The organism is Shewanella surugensis (assembly GCF_023284005.1).
Lineage (GTDB): Bacteria > Pseudomonadota > Gammaproteobacteria > Enterobacterales > Shewanellaceae > Shewanella > Shewanella surugensis.
Genome location: NZ_JAKIKS010000014.1, coordinates 1 through 24,864 on the forward strand (window position 1 = coordinate 1; position 24,864 = coordinate 24,864).

13 protein-coding genes are annotated in these 24,864 nt (G+C 39.9%); 7 read left to right on the forward strand and 6 right to left on the reverse strand.

Annotated elements, in window-relative coordinates:
- Positions 1-198: 198 nt before the first annotated feature.
- Both L2764_RS05250 and L2764_RS05255 read left to right on the forward strand, forming a co-directional pair.
- A complete protein-coding gene (locus tag L2764_RS05250; RefSeq protein ID WP_248939189.1) occupies positions 199-3,345 on the forward strand; it encodes a DUF748 domain-containing protein in 3,147 nt (1,048 codons plus the stop codon).
- 128 nt (positions 3,346-3,473) lie between these two features.
- Positions 3,474-3,830: a glutathione S-transferase N-terminal domain-containing protein gene (locus L2764_RS05255; RefSeq protein WP_248939190.1), complete on the forward strand. Its 357-nt coding sequence runs from the start codon at positions 3,474-3,476 to the stop codon at positions 3,828-3,830.
- A gap of 59 nt (positions 3,831-3,889) precedes the next feature.
- On the opposite strand, the gene nagZ is transcribed toward L2764_RS05255, so the two are convergent.
- Entirely contained in the window at positions 3,890-4,915 is a 1,026-nt protein-coding gene (nagZ, locus tag L2764_RS05260; RefSeq protein WP_248939191.1) for a beta-N-acetylhexosaminidase, read from the reverse strand.
- 369 nt (positions 4,916-5,284) lie between these two features.
- Between nagZ and L2764_RS05265 the strand changes: the two genes are divergently transcribed.
- Positions 5,285-6,661 carry an L-serine ammonia-lyase gene (locus L2764_RS05265; protein WP_248939192.1) on the forward strand — a complete coding sequence of 459 codons (1,377 nt, stop codon included), beginning with the start codon at positions 5,285-5,287 and terminating at the stop codon, positions 6,659-6,661.
- 525 nt (positions 6,662-7,186) lie between these two features.
- On the opposite strand, the gene cysB is transcribed toward L2764_RS05265, so the two are convergent.
- Positions 7,187-8,161 (reverse strand): HTH-type transcriptional regulator CysB, encoded by a 975-nt coding sequence (cysB, locus tag L2764_RS05270; protein ID WP_248939193.1) that lies wholly within the window; start codon positions 8,159-8,161, stop codon positions 7,187-7,189.
- Between the two features lie 226 nt (positions 8,162-8,387).
- Between cysB and L2764_RS05275 the strand changes: the two genes are divergently transcribed.
- Complete coding sequence (locus L2764_RS05275) at positions 8,388-9,158, forward strand: hypothetical protein (protein WP_248939194.1); 771 nt, start codon at positions 8,388-8,390, stop codon at positions 9,156-9,158.
- A 422-nt stretch (positions 9,159-9,580) separates the two neighbouring features.
- Here the strand turns inward: L2764_RS05275 and L2764_RS05280 are convergent, their stop codons facing one another.
- The 4 genes from L2764_RS05280 to L2764_RS05295 form a co-directional block, all read right to left on the reverse strand.
- A complete protein-coding gene (locus tag L2764_RS05280) occupies positions 9,581-12,472 on the reverse strand; it encodes a TonB-dependent receptor domain-containing protein (protein WP_248939195.1) in 2,892 nt (963 codons plus the stop codon).
- Between the two features lie 1,075 nt (positions 12,473-13,547).
- On the reverse strand, positions 13,548-16,370 hold the full coding sequence (locus L2764_RS05285; protein ID WP_248939196.1) for a TonB-dependent receptor domain-containing protein: 2,823 nt from the start codon (positions 16,368-16,370) through the stop codon (positions 13,548-13,550).
- 975 nt (positions 16,371-17,345) lie between these two features.
- The gene (locus L2764_RS05290; protein ID WP_248939197.1) at positions 17,346-18,557 is read right to left on the reverse strand and encodes a porin; all 1,212 of its coding nucleotides are present in this window, start codon (positions 18,555-18,557) and stop codon (positions 17,346-17,348) included.
- 246 nt (positions 18,558-18,803) lie between these two features.
- Entirely contained in the window at positions 18,804-21,188 is a 2,385-nt protein-coding gene (locus L2764_RS05295; protein ID WP_248939198.1) for a DNA polymerase II, read from the reverse strand.
- Positions 21,189-21,279: 91 nt separating this feature from the next.
- On the opposite strand from L2764_RS05295, the gene dinG reads away from it, so the two are divergent.
- The 3 genes from dinG to L2764_RS05310 are packed head-to-tail and all read left to right on the forward strand — an operon-like array spanning position 21,280 to position 24,793.
- Positions 21,280-23,352, forward strand: a complete 2,073-nt coding sequence (gene dinG, locus L2764_RS05300; RefSeq protein ID WP_248939231.1) for an ATP-dependent DNA helicase DinG — start codon at positions 21,280-21,282, stop codon at positions 23,350-23,352.
- Between the two features lie 8 nt (positions 23,353-23,360).
- Positions 23,361-24,131: a sulfite exporter TauE/SafE family protein gene (locus L2764_RS05305; protein WP_248939199.1), complete on the forward strand. Its 771-nt coding sequence runs from the start codon at positions 23,361-23,363 to the stop codon at positions 24,129-24,131.
- Positions 24,131-24,793, forward strand: a complete 663-nt coding sequence (locus tag L2764_RS05310; RefSeq protein ID WP_248939200.1) for a primosomal replication protein — start codon at positions 24,131-24,133, stop codon at positions 24,791-24,793. Before L2764_RS05305 ends, L2764_RS05310 begins: the two co-directional genes overlap by 1 nt.
- The last annotated feature ends 71 nt before the right edge of the window (positions 24,794-24,864 follow it).

A 24,864-nucleotide genomic window follows, 5' to 3' on the forward strand; every position in this document is an offset into this window, starting at 1 on the left:
GTTCCGTAGAGTGGCTACGCGCTATGAGAGAAAGGCTAAGTACTATTTAGGGACGCTTCAATTAGCTGCTTCTATGATTTGGTTAGCGTAATTGTCAACGCCCCCTAGGCAACATACTTTACGCCGCGATTAAAACGCGTTTATTCCGGACATCATTTAACCACGAAAGATCAAGCCCCCTAGAACCTAGGAAGGAAAATGCCAGCCAGATCACTCACCAATAAAAATGGATTGGAGCACCGATTAAAACGAAAAGCCCTATACCGCCTGCTGTTACTTTTTAGCTTACTGTATTTATTGCTATCGCTGTCAATTGGCTTTATCCTACCTCACCTTTTAAAATCTTACGCTCCCGCTCACCTTCAAACTTGGTTAAAGCGCCCAACACATATCACGCATATCTCTATTAACCCGGTTAATTTACACACACAAATAGATGAACTTTCAATACAAGGACAAAATGGTACTGACTTTATTGGTTTTAAACGCTTAGATTTTACTTTTCAATTTTGGCATTCTATTTTCAATCAAGCGATAGCAATTTCAGATGTGACTCTAACTGAGCCCTTTGTCAATATCACTCGTTTATCAAACTCTCCCAATCCCACTTTTAACTTCTCCGACATACTCGACAATCTTGCCACAAAAAATCAAATAGAGGGATCGCCATCAGGGGCAAATAGTGAAGACTCTGCTTCAGCCTTACCTCAACTGATCGCTAATCATATCAGTATCAAAAATGCTCAGGCCCATTTCATTGATACTATCAATCAGCGTAGCCTTCACTACCACGATATTAACCTTTCTCTTAATGCATTAGATTCACAGATAAAAATCAAAGATGGCAATCCCGAAGCATTGAATACTTATCAGATCGATTTAGTCGGAGAAAATGGTGGGAAAATTACCACCAATGGGCAATTACAATTATTTCCATTCGACTTAAAAGGCCAAGTCATAATAGAAGATTTATCATTGCCGCTGGTGTGGGAAGTCATTGCAGATGAATTTCCAGCCCAATTACAACAAGGGCAATTAGATAGCCGCGCAAACTATCACCTATTTTCATCTCAAAATCAAAAAAACAATAACAGTGCTCCCTTCCTACATATGTATCTTAACAATGCCGAAATAAGCATTAAAGATCTCATTTTATCCCATGAAAAAACACATTTTCTGTCGTTTCCTTTAATGGAAATAAAAGGCTTGGATATTGATGCTCACAATAAAAGAATTAATATCAAAAAACTGTTAAGTCAATCTCTGAATATCCATGCCAATATTAATGCACAAGGTCTGGATATCATCGAATTCATCACTCCTCACGCCCTTAATCATCCACAGAGTAATAAAAATAACATACACACAGAAGCTAATTGGCTTATAAACCTCAATGCAACACAAATTGAGCAAGCCCAGCTCAATATTACGGAGTCACTGCTGTCTTCTCCGCAATTATGGCAATTTGCCAACATTCACTTTGCCACAGGCCCAATCGACTCTTCTTTCAGTCATCCCGTCGATTACTCCGCATCGTTTTCCATTAATCAACATGGAGACATCAGCGCCAAAGGGGAAATCAATTTACAAGATTTATCCAGTGTCTCAGCACTAAACTTATCCACATTACAGCTGTTCCAGTTTAAGCCCTATCTAGACAAATACCTCAATTTTGATGAAATCAAGGGTTCGCTCAACGCTCATGGGACATTAGCCTTAAATCAGCAGCAACAAGTACACTTTAAAGGAAACGTTAAGGTCAATGATTTTTCCCTTAACGCACCAAAAAAAGCAAGGTTAATCTCTTGGAAGTCAATCACGATCCCCAGTCTTGAATTGAATCAAGAAACAAGCAAGATATTAATTAAAGAAATTAATATTCATCAGGCTAAAACAAACCTCATTCGCATGAATGATGGTCTGTTCAATATTGACTCACTGTTCAATACACCGACAATGGTAAGTGACAATGCCATATTCATCCCCGATGATAAACATGATAGTACGCGTCATCTTATAAACCATCGCAATACTGAGCATTCTCAGGCCACTTCCGTTAATACGGCTTCAAAGTCACCTACGCCCGTAGGAAGTGCTCAGACAACCTCTCCACCGACGCCAAAACAAGCAGAGAAACTTAATGTGAAAATTAATCAGATTAATATTAATGAGGCGAGCAGTCATTTTGAAGATCATGCTTTATCTCCTGCCTTTAAGAGCTCGATTACCAATATCAATGGCACGATAAAAAAAATAAACTCTCATGAAAACCCAATGGCACCTTTTGAGTTTACAGCTAATATTAACCATCATGCTCCGATAACACTTAAAGGAGAAATAGCGCCCTTCTCCACTCAGCCAAACACTCAATTTACACTGAATATTCAGCAATTCCCTCTTCCTCCGATTTCTCCTTATGCAGGACATTATGTCGGTTATGATATTGATCAAGGTTTAATGTCAATGGAGGCAAGCTATCACGTTAAAGATCAACAGTTAACCGGAAGAAATCATGTTATCATTGAACAAATAGCCTTAAGTAATAACAGTAATAGTAACAGTGAACTTTCTCTTCCCTTACCCTTAGCTATTGCTTTACTTGAAGATAGCCAAGGTGTTATCACATTAGACTTGCCTGTATCAGGAGATCTTAATTCCCCTCAATTTAATATTACCCATTTACTTAACAGTACCTTTATCCAATTAATCACAAAAACGATCAGTGCCCCCTTTAGATTACTCTCTTCATTACTGGCAACAGAAGAAGCACTCGACAGCCTTTATTTTGAAGCGGCAAACGAGCAACTTTCATCAAAACAAACTCAAGTACTATCTCAATTGGCAAGTGGGCTACGTCAACGGCCAAAATTAACGGTGGCGATTACTCATACAGACAAACAACATTTGGATAAAAAAGCGCTCTCAGAAAAACAATTACATGAAAAAATAGCCAATATGACCAATATCGATTTACAAGGCGTCAATTTAACAGCCATCACAAGCTATACCGACAATCCAGCGCTATCTGCAGCACTCGTCCAAATTTATGAACAAGCGTCCAACAAAGAAGCATTATTATTAAAATATCTCCCTGCGGGTGAAAATGAAAACAGCCCCATCAAAGAACAAAAACAACAGCAATGGCATCAGACTCTTTATAATAAAAGCCTTGAGTTACAGATTCTCCCTCAAAAAGCAATACACACACTGACGCAATCAAGACGACAAAAAGTAAAAGACTTCTTAGTCAAACAAGGTCAAATTACATCAAATAGAATATCTCTTGCCAACAAGCAAACTTTAACCCCTCAAGCACAGCTCACTGTTCAGCTAATCGTTAAATAAAATAGTGGCATAAAGCCATCACTCACCTTAAATCATCCCCCAAGAAAATAAAGGGCATAATCTAAGGCTTTGATCCTTTCGAGCCTTAGGTTAAACTCTCGGCGATTTTATTCTACTTAAGGACCATCATGTTTATGATACGTTGGCTATTAGGCCGTATTATCTTGCTGTTGAATTTTATTTTTACGCCTAAAAAACGTCAGCGCTCAACAGAAGAACAACAAAAAATTGATGACATAACACAGCATTTTACTTTATTTGAATATAAGGCTTGTCCTTTTTGTGTCAAAGTCAGGCGGGCGGCACGCAGACAAGGACTCAATTTAAAAACCCTTGAAGCAAAACAGCCTGAGCACAAACAAACATTGCTCAATGAAGGCGGAAAAGTAAAAGTACCCTGTTTACGAATTGAAGAAGCAAATGAAGTACGCTGGATGTATGAGTCATCAACGATTGTTGAATACTTAAACAGCCGCTGCGCGTAATTCATTCACACTATAGAAAATTAAACAAGGCATATGCACCACAGCCTATGCCTTTAATATTAACGATTAGCTTCAATGACATTTTCTGCAATCACCTTCGCAGCTTGCCAACGTTGAAGGTTTTCTAAACTCATCATCATTTGCTGCTTTCTTGATTGTAGACTTAACGCATTATGGCTAGGATTATTATCCGATATTGGCCATTCAAAATGGGCTAAAATGTCTTCAACGCCTAGGGGATCATTACAGACTAAAATCATATTACAGCCCGCTTCTAATGCGGCCTTTGCACGTTGACAATAATCACCCACGATGGATGCGCCTTTCATGCCTAAATCATCTGAAAAAATCACCCCATCAAAGCCTAATTTTTCTCGCAATACGGTGTAAAGCCAATAAGATGAAAAGCCTGCCGGAGCAGGGTCTACCTTGGGATAAATCACATGTGCAGGCATGATCCCTTGCAAACAATTTTTAGCAATCAGTTCTTTAAAAGGCAGCATATCAAATTGCTCAATTGTCGCCTCATCTCTATGATCGACAGGCTTAGCAATATGAGAATCAGCAGCAACACTGCCATGACCGGGGAAATGCTTCCCCACTGCCGCCATTCCAGCTTGCTCCATCCCGAGAATAAACTGTTCAGCTAATACGCTCACTTCTTTGGGATCTGGACTGAAACTTCTCAGCCCTATCACTTCGCTGATCCCATTTACATCCAATACAGGCGCAAAACTTAAATCAATATCACAGGCCAATAATTCAATGGCCATCAAAAATCCCAGCTCCCGTGCCCATATGTTCGCTACGGACAGATCATGCTCTGCCGCTAACAAAATATGTCCCATGGCAGGTATCGCTGTAAAACCTTCTCTAAAGCGCTGTACTCTTCCCCCTTCATGATCAACCGCAATCAATAGCTCTGGGCGCAACCGCCGTATCGATAGCACTAATTCAATTAACTGGCTGCGATCCGCAAAATTGCGGCTAAACAGGATCACCCCTCCCACTTTGGGGTTTATTATTTTCGCAGACTCAGTAGCTGATAATTGAGTCGACGATAAATCCAACATCAAATAACTCACATTTACTCCAAATAATGAAACATCAAATCATTCATTCTAAAAGGATCCCAAACGATTTCCTTATTATTTTAGCTAATGATTAATAACATATTATTATGTCAATCTTAAACAGATAAATAATTAAACCGCATTTATAAATGCCCTAAGCATTAATTTTTCTAATACCAAAAGTAGCAATATAAAAAATATAATGCTTGGCTCATTAACAAAATGTGGGATACTTTTTTAGCATTCTTTAATGTTACCCTCAAACCAGCACGTTTGGGGATAACGAACAAACCCATCGGCTCTTCATTATTTGTGCATTGGATCAACGCTTCTATCCAGTGCCACGAGTCAAGTCACTCAAATAAATTAAGGTATTTTTACATGATCAGTGTATTTGATATGTTCAAAATTGGTATAGGGCCATCGAGCTCCCACACCGTTGGCCCCATGAAAGCGGGCAATGTTTTTATTAATGCACTCATTGAAAAAAACCTTCTTGAAGCAACGGATGAATTACGTGCAGAACTCTTTGGATCTCTAGGACAAACAGGTAGAGGCCATGGCACCGATAAAGCTGTGATCTTAGGACTAATGAGTGAAGCACCTGACACCGTTAATACCGATATTATCGACGCCACGTTAAAAAAAGCACTTGATACTCAATCACTTACATTAACCACGGGTCAAACGGTAACTTTTACTCGTGAAAGTGGCATTACCTTTCATCGCCGTAAAACACTTCCCGCTCACGCTAACGCCATGACATTATATGCTTACGCAAAAGGGCAATGCCTCTACTCCCGCACTTATTACTCCGTAGGAGGGGGTTTTATTTTAGATGAAGATGAAATTAAAGCCCAAGACGCCTCACCCGCAGTGCCCATCAAATCAGCCCCCTTTGATTTCAACTCGGCAGCTCAATTATTAACTTCATGCACTGAGCATGGTTTTAGCATCTCTGCATTGATGATGCAAAATGAACTCAGCATTCGCAGTGAAGAGGATATTAAAAGCCAACTTTGGCACATCTGGCAAACCATGAGAAACTGCATTGAGCGGGGTTATCAAAAAGAAGGCATTTTACCCGGTGGCTTGAAACTAAGGCGGCGTGCGCCTTCGATGTATCGTCGCTTAAAAGCAGAAGGTAAACACAACACCGATCCTTTAACCGCATTGGATTGGGTTGACCTTTATGCCCTTTCAGTCAATGAGCAAAATGCCGCAGGCGATCGCGTTGTCACCGCCCCAACGAATGGTGCTGCTGGTATTATTCCTGCCGTTTTAAGCTATTATGATGCCTTTGTTCAACCTGTAGATATGGACGTTTGTTGTCGCTACTTATTAACCGCGGCAGCGATTGGCATTCTTTATAAAAAGAATGCCTCCATTTCGGGTGCAGAAGTCGGCTGCCAAGGTGAAGTCGGTGTTGCCTGCTCCATGGCCGCAGCGGCTTTGACTGAAATAATGGGCGGTACGGTTGAGCATGTCGAAAATGCAGCCGAAATAGGTATGGAACATAATCTGGGATTGACTTGTGATCCCGTTGGCGGGCTCGTACAAGTCCCTTGTATTGAACGTAATGCTATGGGTGCCGTTAAAGCCATTAATGCCTCAAGGATGGCACTCAGAGGCGACGGTAACCATAAAGTCACTTTAGATAAAGTCATTAAAACCATGATGGATACTGGGCAAGATATGCGCAGTAAATATAAAGAAACCGCCAAAGGCGGCTTAGCCGTCAATATTGTTGAGTGCTAATGGCTTTATTCCAATAGCCTAGGGGCTGTTGATCTTTCGTGATTAAATTCTGTCCGAAATAAACGTGTTTTAATCACGGCGTAGAGAATGTCGCCTAGCCTTCTAAGCAAATTTTTTACAACAAAGAAAAAACACGTTTAACCGGATCCTGCTTTATAAAAGAATGAGGACAGTGTTTGTGGCTTCTTGCTACTGTGTTATAGCTTAGTTATGGTCGCCCGCATGGATGGGGAAGATAGATCGACGTTTGAACCCAAGTCGAGAACAACTACACAACACAAGCTCTGCCTTGTATAAAGAACCCGCAAACTACTGCAGAAATCATCACCAAAGTTCAGCAGCCCCAAATTGTTAGTTATAATCATTTATTTTTAATGAGGAATTGTCACAACGCGAGTATTGACTTAGCGTTTAAAATATTGAGTATTCACTTGATGAACTTGGGTATAACACAACACCGACTGGCATGTCGGTGTTGTTTGTTAAAGCACGATTAATAATCGCTTCAAATCATTGCTTGAAAGCCTATCTTACCGGTAAATCCATATTGGCAAACATCGCTTCAATCTGTTGAGGATCCCGTAACCCAACGGCTTTCTCAATGGTATCTCGTGTCAAATGAGGAGCGAAATGCTCAATAAATTCATACATGTACGTTCTTAGGAAATTACCTTTTCTAAACCCAATCTTCGTTGTACTGTGGGCAAACAAATGACTCGCATCAATTGCGACCAAGTCTTTATCCATCTCTTCATCCATTGCCATTGAGGCTATCACCCCGACGCCTAATCCTAATCTAACATAGGTTTTTAGCACATCGGCACTGGTGGCACTAAAGACCACTCTTGGTTCTAAACCTGCACGGTTAAACGATTTTTCAATTTCAGATGCCCGATCAAAACCAAACACATAAGTCACAAGTGGAAACTTACCGAGATCTTCAATGGTAATTTGACTGCGCGCAGCTAAAGGATGATCTCTCGTCACCACAATAGAGCGGTTCCAATGATAACAAGGCAGCATAATAAGATCAGAATACAAATGCATGGCTTCAGTCGCAATCGCAAAATCCGCATCCCCTCGGGCCGCTAATTCGCTGATCTGTGAAGGTGTTCCCTGATGCATATGCAAATTAACTTTTGGATAACGCTTAATAAACCCTCTAATTATGTGGGGTAAAGCATACCTTGCTTGTGTATCCGTTGTGGCAATATTAAGCTCACCTTGATCAGGCTTAGTGTACTCTTCGGCCACCTTTTTGATGCTTTCAACTTTACCCAATATATCATTAGCAATAGCAATCACTTGAGAGCCAGCAGGTGTAACATGGGTTAAATGCTTACCACTACGGCCAAATATTTGAATACCCAGCTCATCTTCTAGCATACGAACCTGCTTGCTTATGCCAGGCTGTGACGTATACAAATTTTCTGCTGTAGCAGAAACATTCAGGTTATGATTTACGACTTCTGCAATATATCTAAGTTGCTGCAGTTTCATCTTTTTTCCTTCAATTCGCTCGTCATATACAGCCAGAACAGCTGGCTCAATCGGCATTTAATTATATTAATTGGTTATAGTCTACCTAGATAATTAAATCAAATAGGAATATATCATAGAGAGCAATAAATACACCTAAGATCTGCATAATATCCTGTATCGATTGCTACCCTAGCGTATTGATATGTAGTAATATTGCACCAATTATTATTAAATGGATACGTTTATGATATTTACTTTGGTGTTGATTTTAATTGGTGCACTGCTTTTATTGGTAATAGGAATAAATGTCATACAGCAACAAAAAGCGAAAGCAGAAGCTGAAAAGCGTACTGAACTTGCTCGCCAACGTGCCATCATTGATGAAACGGATGACGTTTTATCTCATATCAGTTTAATCCCAAACTCTTCTCATATGTTATTGATTTTATATAACAGAATACAGGAAGCACTGCAAATCGCTATGCATTTAACACCAAAAATGCATACCGAGTATGAACGACGTTCACTGGATTTAAACCAGAAAATTCAGGTTTTGAAAGAAACGATGACCCCTTTTCCCCCCATAGAAGCGTTTCAATTACCAGAGCAAGATAAGCACGTTTTAGTCTTAGTACAAATGCTCAAAAAGATGAAAGCCATACTCAGATCTGAGCATAATAAAGGCAAAGTGGATCCTCAGCTTTTTATTCAAGAAGAAAGCTACATTGATAGTCTACAATTACGCATAAATGTTGACTCCATGTTATCAAGAGGTCGCGCCGCCAGCTATATCAAACAATATGGCTCAGCCAAGCAAATGATCACCAAAGCGCTATCCACCTTGCACACCATCAAAGCCCAAACACCTAATGATCCGTTTATCACTCAGAAAGTGGATGAAGCTAAAAGTATACTAAACGAGATAATGGGCGAGCAAAAAAGTACTCAGACAGTCAAATCTAGAAGGGATAATGATGATATTGACGTGCTATTTCAGCCAAAGAAAAAATGGTAAGAAACAGGTTAATGTTAACAACACATTTGATAGTACCTCAAACTAATCGGTCTGTTTAAAATGCCCCCCAGAAAAAATAAAAGATATAGTCACCTGACTTGGGGGGCCATAATCTATTCATATCAATCAACAGTCAAATATCTTCCGATGACTACCTTACCTAGAACAAACAATTATTTAACAAAAATCGCTTCTGTCAGTGGTAGTTCTCAGACATCAAGCTTTTTGGTCAACTGATACATAGGCTTATTTTATACTCTATTCATCATAGATAAAATCACAACCCCAATGATAATATAAAAAAAACGCCAAACATTTTCATGTTCGACGTGTGTAAACCAGAGCTCAATCTTATTAAATAAACGTCTTAAGGTTTGACGAATATCAATACTGAGTTAACAGATAACTTATTCAATCATTATCTAGAAAACAACCGTTCCACCGATATAGATATAGCGACCGAGGACATCATATAAGCCACCCCAAGTATTACCATTACTCTCGCCCGCGGGTCCATCGGTCATCACTTGCGGCGTTTTATCGAACACATTGTTCACACCTAATTGGAAATTCAAGTATTCTGTCGCCTGCCAGCTGCCCGATAAATCGATATAATTGACCGCATCATAATTCATAGGATCATTATCCGCATTTTCACGCTCATCAGCTTCGCCAATATAACGCCAGCGCCCCGTCAAATTCACATCCCAAGGCGTCGCCCAAGTCGTGCTCATTACATGACGCCATTTCGGTCTTACAGCCTCACAAGTACTGCGATCCCATTCACCCGCACATTCTATTTTAGTGCCACCAGTAATATTCTGAATAGTGTAAGAGTCTAAATAGGTGCCCAATAAATTAAAGCGCACATCCCCCATACCCGTTTCATACAAGTAGTTAATATCCGTATCAACCCCTTTGGTGCTTAAATTACCCGTATTAATATAAGTTGAAGTCACATAACCACTGGTTGAAGTACTCCCTACCCATAAATCACCCGTGGTCGTATTACGATGAATGTAAGAACACATCTCAGCATTTGATTCAACAGCACATAACTCCACGATATCGGCAGGAGCCACTTCATCAATTGCATCATCAATGCTGATATCGAAATAATCGAAAGAGATAGAGAAGTTTTCTAAAAATTCAGGCGTTAAGATGAGTCCAATCGCTACCGTATTTGAGCTTTCAGGATCCAATGCCGTATTACCACCCGCATATTGGTTATATTGCCCCGCTGGACTTTCAGGAACACTACCGTATTGAGCCGATGTCACCCCTGTTGAGGCACATTGTGCTTCTGAATATTGTGGTGATGACGTTGAGCAAGGATCACTCGTCCAATTGAATAACACTAACCCATTTGCCGAATAGAGCTCATCTAAGTTAGGCGATCGCACGGCATGTTGCAAACTGGCACGAACCCGAACTTGATCATTCAATTTCCAGTTGAGACCTAATTTATAGGTATTAGTTTGATTATCGGTTGAATAATCAGAAAAACGATAAGCCCCTTCAAAAACCAGCTCTTCGGCTAAAAATTTATCTTCTAAAATCGGTAAGTTTGCTTCCACGTAATAATCCATCACATGATAGCTACCGGATAATGCCGTTGACGGCCCACCCTGACCGGCTCCATCACCACTTTGATAATTAGCGTCTGGTGAATAATCCACACTTTCACTGCGATACTCTAAACCCCCGACAATCGCTAGACCAGTCGATGCAGTCGGTAACGTCCAACCCGCATCGGTCATATCACCATAAACATAGCTACTGAGTTGAATGGTTTCATTATCACCGCGAGAATATAATGGCAATACTAAATAATCAATCGCCGCTTGAGTCACGCCACCTTCGGTGAATATATCCCATGGTACACAATCCGTATCATAACCATCCACAGCCGATTGACACGTATCGACGCCATCCACCGACACCACATCGAGCGCTCTGGCTATACGGGTATTAGACATATCGTTGTAATAAGTTTCGACATAACTCACCGTGCCATAGTTTGCAAAGGCATCATATGACCACTCATCATTAATATTGCCGCGAACCCCTAACACTCCACGATAAGTGGTATGCCTAATATCATCTTGTCTGGGTCCTCCTTCCACATTACGTCGACCAATATACATATCTGCAGTAGTCGCCGTACCAGGGTCGGTACAAAAAAGACTCTGCTGAGCAGTCGTCATCATAGAGTTATCGCAATTAATGGTACTGGTGGCAAAAAAATCACCCGATGGGGCAATCTGAGCAACCGTTCTGTCATCCATCATGCTCACTTCGGCATACACTTCGGCATGCTCATTAATTTCATAAAAACCGGTCGCGCCCAATAATTTATTTTCGTCGGGTCGTTGATAATAATTCAGCGGACCATAATTATATAAACTTAAGCCTTCAACAAATTCATTACCTGAAACCGTATAATACGTCTCAAAATCACTGGTAAAAGTACCTGAAGGGCTCGTTGCAGAGCCAGCACATTCTTTCGCACTGTAAGTACCACCAAGAGCACAACCACTGTAATCACGGTTACCATTCAAGACTGCATCCACTTTACGATAAAGTGCATACATGGTCACATTACCATTACCATCAGCGGAATTTGCGCCCAAACGCATAGAGAAGTTATCGGTGTCACCATCGGTCACATTACCTGTCTCGACCTCATAACCTGCACTAGTGATCAGGTTTTGCATATAATTATCGTTATTATCATGCTGATAGAAGCTATATTGATAATCAAACTCGAAACCTTCAAAGTCTCTCTTTAAAATAAAGTTAACCACCCCCGCGACCGCATCGGCACCATATGTTGCCGATGAACCACCCGTTAAAATTTCGACTCTTTCAATCATATTAGTGGGAATATTGTTTAAATCAGCAGCAGAGCTGCCACCAACTGAGCCAGCAGGTAGACGGCGACCATTAACTAAAACTAAAGTTCTATTGTCCCCTAATCCGCGTAAATCAACTGTCGCTGTACCATCTGAACCATTAGCAACGGTGGAGTTTTGAGCAGCGACAATTTGGGGCATCTCATTTAAATAATCTTCAATACGAGTAATACCCGTGGCTTTTATCTCAGCAGCACTAATCGCTAAAATAGGACTGGTTGTCACGTTATTGGCTCGCATGATCCGCGTACCCGTTACCGATATACGCTCTACCGGATCCACATCATGCTCTTCTTCTGTTACTGCGGATGCGAAAGGCATAGCCAATGCGCTGGCGGCGGCTCCGCCCATTAAAGCGAGTCTCACAACTTGTGTTATTGTTTTTTTATGAAACATCATCAATCTCCATGATTTTATATGTTATTTTCCATAATCATCTACTGCAATTATTCTTAAATAACATTGAGTAATGAGTGTTACTAAAAATAATTAGATAATAAATAAAGGCTTTTTATTAGTGAACGTTAAAATTGAATTCCAAACACAAAACAAACATATAATTAACATTTGCCAAATGACTTTGTCAATAATTTAAAAGGGGAAATAATAAAATTAATTTTAAATATCAACGTTAAAATGGTAGGAAACTGAATAAAATAGCAATTATATAAACATGACCATTAACCGTCACATTAACACCTTGTGATTATTTACTTTAAAATAATCACATTAAAGTATTAGTAATAAATAGTGATTTCATTTATGGCCCGTTAAATAAATATCATATGGTCACGCTGAACAACTCTATTACATTAAGAACGCCCTCCTTTATATTCAATTTTAAAAATAAATCATGACTCAATAGATATTTATAATTACATCTTGGATTTTTTAGTGAATTAAATGTGTTTCAAGAGAATATTCAAACAATAACATATAGTCATAACGACACTGATAATACATAGGCTTGCTCTTCAAAAAATAAAAAGTCACACTCAATATTCATGGATATCGCTATTATAATTTTATTCACACAAATAACTCGCCTACCATCAAAAACATCTCATAATATCGTTTATATAACTGGCTAGTTCTCAGTAATAAGCTGCACCATTTTATCCATTTCACTCACTCATTATAACTAACTATTTTGGGTAATCTCTTATACTCGGCACATTATGCCATTGTCTTTTTAACATTAATCTATAAGCCTTAGATATGGCTCTTTACGTTAGTCTCAACTCAGTATTCACATTAACATCACCTTATCAATAATAGAAACTCATATTAAAAACAGCATAAATCGTCACTTTGATCATTCGTCATGGCTTAAGTTTGATTGCTTAATTATTCAACAACACATTGACAATATTTAAGTTTCATATGACTAATATTAGCAAATCTCAGCCATAAAAAAAACGCCGCACTAGGCGACGTTTTAAGTAACTATTAAGCTATTAAGATGACGGCAAGATTAGAATCTTACTGTCCCTCTTAGGTAATAGTAACGACCAAGCACGTCATAAATTCCAGGTGAAGTATTAGCCGAGTTGTAACCTGTATAATATTCAGGCTCTTGGTCAAATAAATTGTTTACACCGGCACCAAACGAAACGGTTTCGTTAAGGATGTAAGTACCTGACAGATTATGATAGAAAACTGCATCGGTTTCTGCGCCATAACACCCTGTATCACAAGCACCCGACATTGATTCCATACCATCGATGTAACGGATCTGGTACGTTGCACTCCAATCATCACCCGCCGTTCTCAAGTCTAAATTAGACTTGTATTTTGCATAACCACCGATATCGCTTGAACTGGTAATTTTACCCGCATAATCGGTCACAGTACCGTTTTGATCGGTTGTTTCATATGAAGTAATAATCGTCGTATCTGAATTGATTCTCCAATCAAGACCCAACCCTTCAAAGGTGTAAGCCATGTTGATATCAAAACCTGTGGTACTTTCTCCACCCACATTTCTTAAACGATTATCAAAAATAATACGGGTATCAGTACCAACCCGCACTCCAGCATCTTGACAAACAACATCATTTGTATTTTGCAATTGACCACTATCACTCACACATAAATTAGCAATATAATCAGCATCAAGTTCAGTGATCGCATTAGTGATATCAATATCAAAGTAATCAACTGTTGCCGAGAAATTCTCTAAGAAACTCGGTTGTAATACCACCCCTAAAGTGGTGATATTCGCTTCTTCTGGCTTGAGATCCGCACTGCCACCAACCGTTACTTGTGCTTGGCTAAATGAAGATGCAGCGTGAGATATAAAGCTGTAAGAATTACCTGCACCGCCATATAATTCATCGACAGAAGGCGCTCTAAACGCAGTAGAGCGTACACCGCGTAACATGATGCTATCGTTCACCTTCCAGGTTAACCCTAGTTTCCAAGTGTTATCGTCACCGAAAGTGTTGTAATCAAAGTAACGAATAGCCGCACTTAAGTCCACTTGTTCCGCAAGAGGCAAGTCACTCAACAATGGCACCGCCAGTTCAACATATGCCGCTTTGACGGTATAAGAACCTGACGTGGCTTCTTCACGATCATCACTGCCTAGCCCTTGTGCTGTAATAGGATCCGGTGTTTTACCCGCAGATTCTTTACGATGGCTCACACCCGTAGCGAAAGCGAGTTCTCCAGCTGGCAACTCCATGATATCACCTGACAAGTTTGCCGAGTAAATATCCATTTCAGTGTAGGTTTTCTCTACTGCAGTATAGTTATATTCAGCTAAATTAGCCCCAGACCATGAGGTTTGCTTCACAGGATCAAAAGAACCGGAAATGATATCATTTGTAATCGCAGTCATATTGTGCAAGTTTTCAGTGGTTGAGGTTGCATCATTACGCCCTTTATTCAATGCAAAATCCCAAGTCCAACCATTATCGAACTCACCTTCGAGACCGGCAACAATTCTAATAGTATCAACTGATTGTGAAAAGTTACGAGTACCAGACTCTAATAAACGACGACTATAATCGACCATCTCACCCGTTTGTACTAAGTCTCCGAAATCTGCGCTCATCCAACCCGCTTGATGATATGAATTAGTACCATCTATATCGATATCGATCCCATTGCCACCAATAGGATTATAGGCAAATTCAACACCTACTGGCTCTGGCGCCATTTGTTGGTTAGTCCAGCGCTTACTGTACATCGCTTCGGCAAAGAAAGTTACCGAGTCAAATAACTCGTAAGTACCAGATGTAGTTAAGTTAATTCTTTCAAGTGGAGTGTAAAGGTAACTATATTCATTATAGTTAAATCTATCATTACCTTCTCCACTATCAATGTAATTATGATAAGTACCACCACGACCACTTAAATTAGCAGGAGTTGCACTATCATCATTATACGCATATTGCAGATTACCATCAGTATCATCATAATAATAACCGTAAAAGCCTGCATCACCAGCTTGATAAGTCGGTTTACCAAATTTATCTACACCACTTTTATTAATCTGGAAGTTTTTGTCACCACGAATATGACCACCTAAAGAAGTCGCACTTCCTCCACAATAGAGGCTAGTTCCACCATCAGCCTCTCCATAGGGGCAAGAAGAGAAGCCACGATCCGCTTGGCCGGTTTCACCTCGTTTAGTGTATTGGATGTTCATCACAAGGTTACCCTTGTCGAAACTGTTACCGATAGTGGCATCGATAATGGTTTCATCACCGTCACCATGTTCTGTCATGCCTGTTTGGGCATTAAACTGAAAACCTTCAAAATCACGTTTTAGAATAATATTCACTACGCCTGCAATGGCATCTGAGCCGTAAGTCGCTGAAGCGCCATCTTTCAATACTTCAATACGTTCTACCATAGACACGGGAATGGTATTCAAATCAACAGTCGATGTCGCACCGGTCCCCGATGGGATCATACGACGACCATTGACCAGTACTAGGGTGCGCTCTTCGCCTAGACCACGTAAATTAACCGTCGCATTACCACGGCCGCCATTATTGGTTGTCGCACTTGTCATGCCGCCACCCGATGCCGTTAACTGCTGCAATACACCATCAATAGAAGCACTACCCAATGCTTGAATTGCAGATGCATCAATCACAGTCACAGGACTGGCAGTTTCCATGTCTGAGCGTTTAATACGTGAGCCGGTTACTGAAATACGCTCAACTTTAGCGGCTTTTTCTTCCGCTTCTGCTGCAAAAACAGCTGGAACGCTCAATACACTCGCTGCAACACCACTGATCAGTGCTATGTGCACCGAACGAGCTAGATAATTATTCTTATACATATAGTCAATCTCCCTAGACTTTTTTTATTTTTTTAACGACTCAGACTTTTTAAAGTAACTTCTCGGGCTACATTCGATACACCTGATACATCGGGTACAGATAAAAACACAAAAAAAACATTTAATCAACAAAAAAACCTTTTGAAATTACAATGATTGCGTCGTATTGAGACTTATGTGAATAAACAATATCTAAGTGACACTTTTAAAAATCACACTTTAGTTACGTTCATTACCGACTCAATATTCGAATCAACTAAATGAGTAAGACACCGTTACGCTCCGCAGCAATAACATCACAACGAATTGATTTATAGTTAAAAATATTTAAATACAGTTTATCCTTCCCCCACATATTAAACATGCAGCATTTCAATCAATAAACATGATAAGTACCTAGCAAAAATAACTAAAATTCAAAAAATGAATAGTAGTAAGGTCTATGTCGTTGGGAACAATGCCGTGAGAAGATGTAACTGGAAGATTAGACTGAAGGAGTGAACGAGAAGGTTAAGCCAATGAACATACTGAGACTTGTTATACTCATCCTGCTAAGTAAGTACTCAATTCAGAGCCACCCAAAATTTTTAATTCGAAGCGCCTTGATGATGACATTAAGTCAATGCAACACCTATAATGGAATGGCTGAGAGGCTCATAGAGTGCGGATTTCAAAACACGTTAGCGGCATTAGATGTTTTCGATATAACATCCCATCGATGGGGAAACTAGAGCGACGTTTGAACCCAAGCCGAGAATAACGACACAACAATCTTGAAAACACCGAATCATGATCACTGGCTTCAAATGATACACTCGTCAAGCCTATACGAAGATGCCGGACACATAAGCATCTTGAAAGGGGACCTCCCTGAATTGGACATTAACGATGACACCGTGAAGGCAATAATTGAACCGATAGTAAAAAGCACCCTATAAAGGGTGCCAATAACAATCACGTTGATAAAGTCTATGACTATAGGTAATAACGTACGCCAATCGCGACGGCATCACTCTCATCATTATTCATTAAAGTTTGAGTCGATGCAGTGCTGCTCGAAGAATCGCTTAAATCTTTACGTGCTTCAATATAAACCACGGTTTTAGGTGTCCAAACATAATGTAACCCAACCACTAAGAATTCACGTTTAAACGTATCGCCGCTATAGTCATCGCCATAGCTACTATCAGCTTTCAATACATTATAGGCCACTAACGGACGCAATCCATTTTCAAACTTATACGAAAACAATGATTCTAAACCAACCGCTTCGGGTATTAAACGACCTGCTGGATCGGTATCATGATATCTTTGCTGGTTAATGTTTGCAGCAGCATAAAAACCTTCGCCATTCCAGTTGCCATAAGTGGCACCCGCACCATAAATAGAATCGGTATAGTTATTTTTAGTCCAATCCGTGGTGACTGACGTTGAACCCGTCCAAGCATCAAACTCACCTTGGTTACCACCTGCTGTCAAGACGATGTTATCCGTTAACTGATAAGTCATCGAAATACCGTAAGTATTATAATAATCCAATTGTTGCACGCTCTGAGAGGTCACAAATAAACTACTATTATCCGTTGTCCCAGTATTCGTTTCATAACTATTTTGTTTCAGTTGTGCTTGCACCGCAAAACTAAAATCTCCGAAGGCATTTCGATATTGCACCGCTTTATCGGCGCGCCCCGTTCCATTCACCGAACCATCAGCGGCGTTATAAGAATAAGTCCCTGAAGTATTCCCATCCCAGCCTAAAAGGTTTGTGTTATACACCACATCATACCAAACACCCCATTGCTTACCGATCGCGACAGAACCATAAGTATCATTACTCAATCCAACATAACCGAGGCGATTAGTTAAAAATTCACTACTGCTCGAAGTCAAACCGCTAGAGTCAGTGGAAGAGTCTTTATAAGAAACACTCGTGTTACCAACCATGTTAACGGCCCATTCGAGCTTTGAGAAGGCTTTCCAATCATGGGTTAATTGGCGAGTAAAATTAAAATTAATACGAGTAGAGCCATTAGAGACATCCGTTTCACCTTGAGTGGTGATCACCTTCGCATCTATCCAACCACCAATACCAACTGCATTTTCATTATCTTTATAAATTTCAATTGCTGATGCTGATGGAACAAAAATAACTGCTGCTAATGCCGATGCAACTAGAGTCTTTTTCATACGATCCCTAACCTTATTTGTTTTTAGTATAATTAAATTTGTTAAAACTTAACTTATTTTAATCATTCCGTTGTTTTTTCACTTCCTTTGTTGCTCACGATGTTAGCAACAAATTAGTATCTACTTAAAGACGAATATCACAAAAAACAGAGATTTCGGCACCAAGTTAACCAAAGGAACCATACGCCATCATGTGATAAAACCAAAACAGAACAGCAAAACATCTACATCACAACAATACAAACTTTAAATTAACATTATCTGATTACTTGCAACCTCACTAAATCTTTTATTCAAAATGGTCAGCACGGGTTCAGCAATAGGCGCGAGTTGCTTATTAATATAATAATCAAAATCAATTCTTGATTGTCTAAAAGCCGCTGGCTCTGCGCCATTTATGGTCATGACATATTCAACCCTGGTGCCTTTTCGTAAATAATCGGCATTTCCGCTCAATAAAGATAACTTTCTAGCCGCGTCTAAATGAGGCGCTGACTTAATTTTGTAGTCATCAATGTTTCTTTTTAAACGTTTAGTCAATACCAACTCTGAATTTAACATTTCACTTGTTAAGTCATTTAACGTATTTCGCAAGAACAAAACAACATCTTGGCCTTGAAACAACCTTAAATAAAGTTCATATTGCACACGCTTTGCAATCGGACTCCAGTCACTTCGAACTTGCTCCATGCCTTTAAATACCATATTGAGAGAGTGATCTGGCCTTTGAATCGCACCGACATAACGTTTTTTAGAACCTTCTGTGGAATCGCGTAACGTCGGCATAAAAAAATGCTGGTAATGACATTCATATTCTAATTCTAAAAAACTATCCAACTGCCACTCAAGTCGTAATTTATCTGACCATTTGTCCGTTATCATCCTAGCTAATTGCGCGCCCAATTCATCAATATCGTATTGAGGATCAGGCACCTCGTCCCCTAACCACACAAAAGTAGAATCCGTATCACCATAGATCACTTGATAACCATATTCTTGGATCCAAGTGCGAGTTTGTTTCATTATTTCATGACCCCGTAGGGTTATTGAACTTGCTAATCGAGGATCATTAAAGACACACCCTCCTGAACCTAAAACGCCATATAATGAATTCATGATAATTTTAATCGCCTGCGATAACGGCCCATTACCCTCTTTTTTGGCTTTTTCTCTTTGCATGGCCAGTGTCGCCACTATTTGAGGTAAAATCGGATTGTCCCGACTAAAACTCGCCTCTAAAAAACCCTCGACGGCCTTATTTTTAGACTCTTTCATCCCCTCAATTAATCCTTTAGGATCAATTAAAAAACTGCGAATAATAGAAGGGTATAAACTTTTAAAGTCCAATACCAGAATGTGTTGATATAGCCCCGGAATAGAGTTCATCACATAGCCACCTGGACTTTCTCTGCCACCCTTATCTTTCATACAAGGAGCAACGTAACCTGAACGATGAAGATGAGGTAAATAAAGGTGATTAAATGCAGCAACCGATCCCCCAACCCGCCCCAACTCTAACCCGGTGAGTCTTGCTCTTTCTATCGCAAAATCAAATAACTGTGTTCTTTCAAAAATATCCCAAACAAGACGACTATCAGTAATATTGTAATGCGCAAGAGCGATTTTATCGTGCGTAAAAAGAGACACTATTTCATCGAGTCTGTTATCCACTTGATGAATAGCTTTTCCTTCTCCGAGTAAAGCATGCGCAACAAAATCTAAAGAATAACGCTCAAATTGATAAAAAGCGGCCTTTAACCAATCAATGCCTTCTAATACCACCCTACCGGGTAATAATAATGTTTCAGGCCGGTATTTATCGACGATTTTCCACTCTAAGAGACTCCCCTCTCTGCCTATTATTAGCGCAACATTATGATGTTTGGCCCGTTTATACAGTAATGCCAAATCAAAATTGACAACAGACCAACCAATAATAATATCGGGGTCAAACTCATTGAACCAGCTGATCAAGCGGTAAATTAACATCACCTCATCTTTAACCCACTCAATGTACTCCGGTGACTCAACCTGCTCAGATCCCACCATCAACACTTTTTGATAGACATGTTGATCATTTGTTTTGCCATAAAGTCCAACGGAATAAAGTTCCCCATTGGGACTACACTCAAAATCCAATGAAATGGCTTTGAATGCTAATTCTATTTGAGCCTGACGCGCTCTGTTTGCGACAAAAATATCACCCTGCTCAGCCACTGTCTGTTCATGGCCACTAAACTCAACATCTAATGCGACAAAACGCTCCATTAAAAATCGATTCTCAGCTTTTATGTCTGCTTCATATAATTCAATATCGGCATCTTTCGCAATACGTATTAATTGCCTGTGATAAAGAAAAGAGGACGAATAAAGGGCTGATACTGGCTCGAATTGGAAATTACTTAATGGGATAGCTTGCGCCCTAACCCTACGGTGCCCCATCAAAGATAATAATCTCTCCACATCCGTTGCTTGGCAAAAACACACATGTTCGCTCTTAACTAAAACTTGCTTAGCCCCCGTGTGCGTTTGTATAAAATATTGTAAAAATAATTCATCACGGATCTGTATCGCTTGGCGTGTTAACACCCTCCCCTTAAGGCTCACAGGCTCAGCTAGCATCAGACTCATTCAGTTAAACTCATAAAATACATTTAAAGACTTCTTAGGCTATGCATTCACTGTTATTATGTACAGCATTATTTCTTTTGTTTGTGAAATCATGTTATCGGCAGATGTTAAAACTCAAATTCGTACTATCTATAAAGGTATTGCAGACTCTCTTCCCCATTTTTGTCCTCGTAAAGAGCAAAACTATATTGTGGCAGAAATTTCCAAAACTTTGGCTGGTGAATATGATAAACACAGACGCATAATTGTTGTTGAAGCAGGAACAGGAATAGGTAAGTCGCTGGCCTATTTACTGGGGGCAATTCCACTGGCTCTCGCCAGTAAAAAGAAAGTCTGTATTGCAACGGCAACAGTGGCATTACAAGAACAATTACTCCAAAAAGATCTGCCGTTTTTTCTACAGCAATCTGGGCTTGATTTTAAATTCGGACTGGTAAAAGGCAGGCAACGTTATGTGTGTTTATCCAAATTGGCGATGATGGTCGAAGATAATAATACGACTCAAATGGCCATGTGGCAAACCAAGCCAGACCCCAGTCAATTAGACACCCTTAGTACCTTACTTTATGAATATAATCAACAAAAATGGAATGGTGAGAGAGATACCCTAAACCAGCCTATTGCCGATCATTTATGGCAACAGATCGCCTGTGATAAACACAGTTGCCACAAGCAACATGCCAGTCACAGACAATGCCCTTTTCACAAAGCCCGAGAAGACCTCGATACCTGGGATGTGTTAATTGCCAACCACAGTTTATTATTGGCCGATCTAGAATTAGGCGGTGGCATCATCCTACCCGATCCTGAAACACTATTTTATATCATTGACGAAGCCCATCACCTTCCCAATGTTGCTCGAGATTTTAGCAGCGCACAGGCCACGTTACGAGGGGCTATTGATTGGCTCGAAAAAATGGAGAAAACCTGCGCTAAACTGCAAAACCAAATCAAGAGTAATTATATCATCGCCCCAGCGCAAGCCATGCAAGATCACATCAGTGATTTATCGGCCCAGCTCACACAAATAGCCTCATATTGCGAAACACAAACAGCCCGTTTTGACAATCCAGATAACCGGATCAGGTTCGAACATGGGGTCCTACCAGAAAGTTTACAGATCCAAGCAGAAAATGCCGCAACACTGTCCAATAACACGCTCAAACAATTTAATAAAATGCTATCACTGCTCAATGAAGCCATTAAAGACGGTGACATTGCTAAACACCAGTCTGAAGCCCTCCTTTCAGAAACGGGGTTTATGTTGCAACGCTTAGAAAATCTACAGAAACTGTGGAAAATGATGGCAAAAAAAGATAGCCTTAAAGGTGCGCCTCAAGCGAGGTGGATTGAACAATTAACGGGTCGACAACCCGATTATTTATTTAATTCATCCCCCATTGAAGTTGGGTTCATGCTCGAGTCCTTGTTATGGGAAAAAGCAGCCGGTGTGGTATTATGCAGTGCCACCTTAAAAGCACTCAATACTTTTAATCATTTTACGCATCAAGTCGGTTTATCTCTTACCGATGGCAGTCGCTATTTAGCCATGAATTCTCCCTTTGATTTTGAAAATAATGCCACCTTGTACTTACCTCAAATGAAAACTGAGCCCACTCATGAACATTTTACTGAAGAGTTAGCCACAAAAATTATTACGCTTATTGAGGATGAGCAGGCAAGCCTCGTATTATTTGCCTCTTATTGGCAAATGGAAAAAGTAGCGGGGTTAATCGAGTCTAAAATAAAAACCCCATTATTCATCCAAGGCACCGCTTCGAGACAAGATATTTTGTCAAAACATAAGCAACTTTGCGACAAACAGCAACAAAGCACCATATTTGGTACGGGTAGCTTCTCTGAAGGATTAGACTTGCCAGGTGATTATTTAACCAACCTCATTATCACTAAACTCCCTTTTGCCGTCCCGACTTCCCCAATCGAACAAGCACATGCTGAATATATTAAAATAAAAGGGGGAAATCCCTTCTTACAACTGACTATTCCTGACGCTTCGCGTAAACTAATACAAAGTTGTGGCCGATTATTACGTAAAGAACAAGATTATGGTCGAATTACCATTCTAGACAGACGGTTGGTCAGCAAACGTTATGGTAAATCTTTACTCGATTCTCTCCCCCCTTTCCGTCGTGTCATTGAATAGGATACCTTTTGGACTTATTATTTGAGCCTAGCTCTTGGGCTATTCTTGCATTAGTTGGATTTGTCGCAGGATTTATTGATGCCGTCGTCGGCGGAGGTGGGCTTTTGTCTATTCCAGCATTATTGACGATGGGAGTGAATCCCCATATGGCTTTAGGAACCAATAAGCTAGCAGCTTCTTTTGGCTCCTCTATGGCGGCCTTTACCTATTATAAACAAAGATTATTTTCTCCGAGTCTTTGGTATCACGCCTTTATAGCCACCTTCATTGGCGCGGTTATTGGCTCTTTTTCTGTTTACCTTGTTGACAATGAATGGTTAGAAAAAGGGTTACCGTTAATCATCATTACCATCGCGCTCTATACTTTATTTCAACCTAATGCGATGGGTGATCAATATTCTAAAGCCCCTCAATATCCAGCCTCCCCATTGAAACAATGGCTTCAAGCTATTCCGTTGGGTTTCTATGATGGATTTGCAGGCCCTGGTACAGGAGCGTTTTGGACAGTTTCCAGCAGTCGCTACCATAAATTACCCTTACTCCACAGTTGCGGCCTTGCAAGAGCAATGACTTTTACCAGTAATTTTACTTCGTTGATCATTTTCTTTATCTTACAAAAAGTGGATATTACTCTGGGGCTCTCTATGGGAGCATGCATGATGCTAGGTGCCTATATTGGCGCTCGTTCAGCCATTAAATTTGGCTTTGCTTTCATCCGCCCTATTTTCATTACCATCATCGTCATTATTGCAGCACAACTCGCTTGGAGTGCATGGTAATGACAACAAATGAGCTCATCAATACATTAAAACAACAACTTAAACGCCTTGAGCAAGATGTGCTACAACATGATAGCCATTTACATAAAACACAACAGAAAATGTTACTCGATATTGAACGTTTCAATCGCGCACTTTTTATACAGTCTGGCGCAAAGTTATTCCCTTGTATCGAACAAATTGCAAAAAATATTCAACAACTTGAAAAACAGTTAACGTTTAATCTCACCTCTCCAGCCATACTTTATCATTGTGAACGTATTCAGGATCAATTTACGGCAGTTAAACGCGCCTTAAAAGCCACAAACCTCGATGTCAAAACGGCGCAACATAAAAAAACAATTAAACGTAATCAAGCGATTAAACGTAATCAACTCGCTCACCAAGACAGTGGCTTTAGCTGGATAGCATCAAATGTCATGCAAAATAGTCATAAATTATATGACGAACGGAATAAACACCTTGATTGGCAAAAGAAAATGCAACACAAAATTGAGGTTTTACAATCTCAATTAGCCAATTGTCATAAAAATGACAAGATAGTCCGACAAAATGACATTCTCTTATTACACCGACGCTTAGGGAAATGCCGTCAAGCCATTACTTATATTGAAGAACGTATCCAACTTTTTGAACGGCCTAACAAAAATCGAAATTATTAGCTTTTTATGACATGATAAATACATTCAAATAAAATAACGTATTTATACCCAAGCCCAAGCTAGCTGAAAGT